The sequence below is a fragment of the Rathayibacter tanaceti genome, from assembly GCF_001634385.1.
Classification (GTDB): Bacteria; Actinomycetota; Actinomycetes; order Actinomycetales; family Microbacteriaceae; genus Rathayibacter; species Rathayibacter tanaceti.
This window is the reverse complement of sequence record NZ_LIIN01000205.1, coordinates 1-2,823: the sequence shown is the minus strand read 5'-3', so window position 1 is coordinate 2,823 and position 2,823 is coordinate 1. Positions and strand designations below refer to the sequence as shown.

The window sequence follows — 2,823 nt, the reverse complement described above, 5'->3', positions numbered from 1 at the left end:
CGCGACCGGCCTCATGGACGGTGGGCGCGCAGGGCGTGTCGCGACCGGCTACCCCGGAGCAGCTGTTCGCCTCATGGTGAGCGGCCGGTCCGGGGACTGATCCATCGATGACGGGGAACAGGCGCTCGTCCTGGACCAGGACAGCAGAACGAAGGGCTGACGGCCCGTGCGACCACTCGTCGCGGGCCCTCAGCCCTTCGTCGTGTCCGGGGCGGACGTTCCGCGAGCGCCATCGCAACGAAGGCCAGGAGTGCCGAGAGCCTCGCGAATGAGCGATTTCACGCTCTGAGCCTTCGTTGCGCAGCCCTGCAGTCGACTCCCGCCGACGCCTCACGTCGCGCACACAGGGGCCACGAGCCGAACGGCGGATTCGCGTGCTGGCCGATCCGTCGAGGCGACCGCGACACGCTCCTGCCAGTCCCGCCACCCGGGACGTCGACCACGGCACGCCATCCCGCGGCGCGCGAGAAGGACGCTCCGCGCCGCTAGGACAGTCGGCCCACGGAGGCGAGGGCGGCCCGGAGCAGTGCGCCGCGCCCGCCCTCCATCTCGGCCGAGACCGCGTCCGACGACGCTTCGTCGGGCGTCATCCAGGTGAGCTCGAGGGCGTCCTGCCGGGGGTCGCAGGTGCCGGTGACGGGAACGACGTAGGCGAGCGAGACCGCGTGCTGGCGCTCGTCCGTGAAGGGCCCCATGCCCGGCATCGGGAAGTACTCGGCGACGTGGAACGGCAGCGGGCTCGCCGGGAGGAGCGGGAAGGCCATCGGGCCGAGGTCCTTCTCGAGGTGGCGGAAGAGCGCATCGCGCAGGGTCTCGCCGTACATCACCCGGCCCGAGACGATCGTCCGAGTGATCTGCCCCGACGACGTCGCCCGCAGCAGCACCCCGACCTCGGTGACCTGGCCGAGACCGTCCACGCGCACGGGCACCGCCTCGACGTACAGCAGCGGCAGCCGACGGCGGATCTCGGCGAGTTCGTCGTCGGACAGCCACCCGGAGTTGGGGTCAGGGGTTCGCACGCTCATGATGCCATTCTTACCCGACCCGGCTGGTCTTCCGACCGCGGCGGCGGATCGTCCGCACGGGAGGCAGGATGGTGCGATGGGAATCGACGCGAACGCGGTGCTGTGGTCCTCCTCCGAACGCGACCGTGTCGGCCGCCCCCTCCTCGTCCTCCTGCACGGCTACGGCTCGCACGAGGGCGATCTCTTCTCGCTGGGCGCCTCTCTGCCGCTGGAGCCCGTGCTCGCATCGCTGCGGGCGCCGCTGCAGGTGGCGGGCGGCGCGAACGCCTGGTGGCCGCTGCGGGTGCCGCTCGACCCGGAGGAGCCGCGCGCGGATCCGGCAGCGGTCGAGGAGGCGGTGCACGCGGTGATCGACTGGCTCGACGCGCTGGATCACCCGGGTCCGATCGGGCTGCTCGGCTTCTCGCAGGGAGCAGCGCTCGCCGTGCAGCTGTTGCGGCGCGCTCCCGGGCGCTTCGTCTTCGCGGTCGCGCTCTCGGGATTCGTGGTGCCGCTCGCCGAGGGCGACGACGCCGACGAGCGCCTCGCCCGCGACCGGCCGCCCGTGTTCTGGGGGCGCGGCACTCTCGACTCCGTGATCCCGGAGGAGCTGGTGCGCGATGCGGCCGCCTGGTTCCCCGAGCACACCGCGCTGGACGCCCGAGTCTACGAGGGGGTCGCGCACGGAGTCGGCCAGGCGGAGCTGGCCGATGTCGGCGCGTTCGTACGGCTCGGCTTCGCCTGACCCGCCGCACCGGATACGGCGTCACGGGCGTGCCCTCGACCGGCGAACCGGGCAATGTCGGAGGTGGCAGGGAGAATGGTCGCATGCCGGATGTACTCGAGCGCTTCTCCCCCGCCACCCGGGCGTGGTTCGAGGGAGCGTTCCCGGCGCCCACGGCCGCGCAGGAGGGTGCGTGGTCGGCCATCTCGAGCGGCGCGCACGCCCTCGTGGTCGCGCCCACCGGCTCCGGCAAGACGCTGTCCGCGTTCCTCTGGGCGATCGACAGGCTCGTGCAGGGCCCGCCACCGGAGGATCCGCAGCACCGCACACGCGTTCTCTACGTCTCTCCGCTCAAGGCGCTCGGAGTCGACGTCGAGCGCAACCTCCGCTCGCCGCTGGTCGGCGTCACCCAGACCGCTCTGCGTCTCAGTGCCGAGGGCATCGGCACCGCACCCGCCACGGTGACGGTCGGTGTCCGCTCCGGAGACACCCCGGCGGCCGAGCGCCGAGTGCTGCAGAAGACGCCGCCGGATATCCTGATCACGACCCCCGAGTCGCTCTACCTCATGCTCACCTCGTCCGCGCGGGAGTCGCTCCGCGGGGTCGAGACGGTCATCGTCGACGAGGTGCACGCCGTCGCGTCGACCAAGCGCGGCGCACACCTCGCCGTCTCGCTCGAACGGCTCGATGCGCTGCTCGCGACGCCGGTGCAGCGCATCGGCCTGTCGGCCACCGTCCGCCCGCGAGAGGAGATCGCCCGGTTCCTCGCTGGCCGCTCGCCCGTCGCGATCGTCGCGCCCGCCTCCGAGAAGCAGTGGGAGCTCAGCGTCGTCGTCCCCGTCGAGGACATGTCCGAGCTCGGCTCCACGGCGCAGCAGGAGGGCTCGACGATGGGAGCGACCGGCCCGCAGAGCGGATCGATCTGGCCCCACGTCGAGGAGTCGATCGTCGACCGCGTGCTCGCGCACACGTCCTCCATCGTCTTCGCCAACTCACGGCGACTGGCCGAGCGGCTGACGGCACGGCTCAACGAGATCCACGCCGAGCGCCGCGAGGCGGAGCGCACCCCGCGAGACCGGCGAGCCCGTCGCGGTG

3 protein-coding genes are annotated in these 2,823 nt (G+C 72.4%); 2 read left to right on the top strand and 1 reads right to left on the bottom strand.

The features are described 5' to 3' along the window. Positions 1-485 precede the first annotated feature (485 nt). Entirely contained in the window at positions 486-1,025 is a 540-nt protein-coding gene (locus ACH61_RS14830) for an NUDIX hydrolase family protein (RefSeq protein WP_068213519.1), read from the bottom strand. A 76-nt stretch (positions 1,026-1,101) separates the two neighbouring features. On the opposite strand from ACH61_RS14830, the gene ACH61_RS14825 reads away from it, so the two are divergent. Then, a complete protein-coding gene (locus ACH61_RS14825) occupies positions 1,102-1,749 on the top strand; it encodes an alpha/beta hydrolase (RefSeq protein WP_068213516.1) in 648 nt (215 codons plus the stop codon). A gap of 83 nt (positions 1,750-1,832) precedes the next feature. Beyond that, positions 1,833-2,823: DEAD/DEAH box helicase (locus ACH61_RS14820; RefSeq protein ID WP_153038924.1), on the top strand; the 991-nt coding region annotated here is incomplete at its 3' end.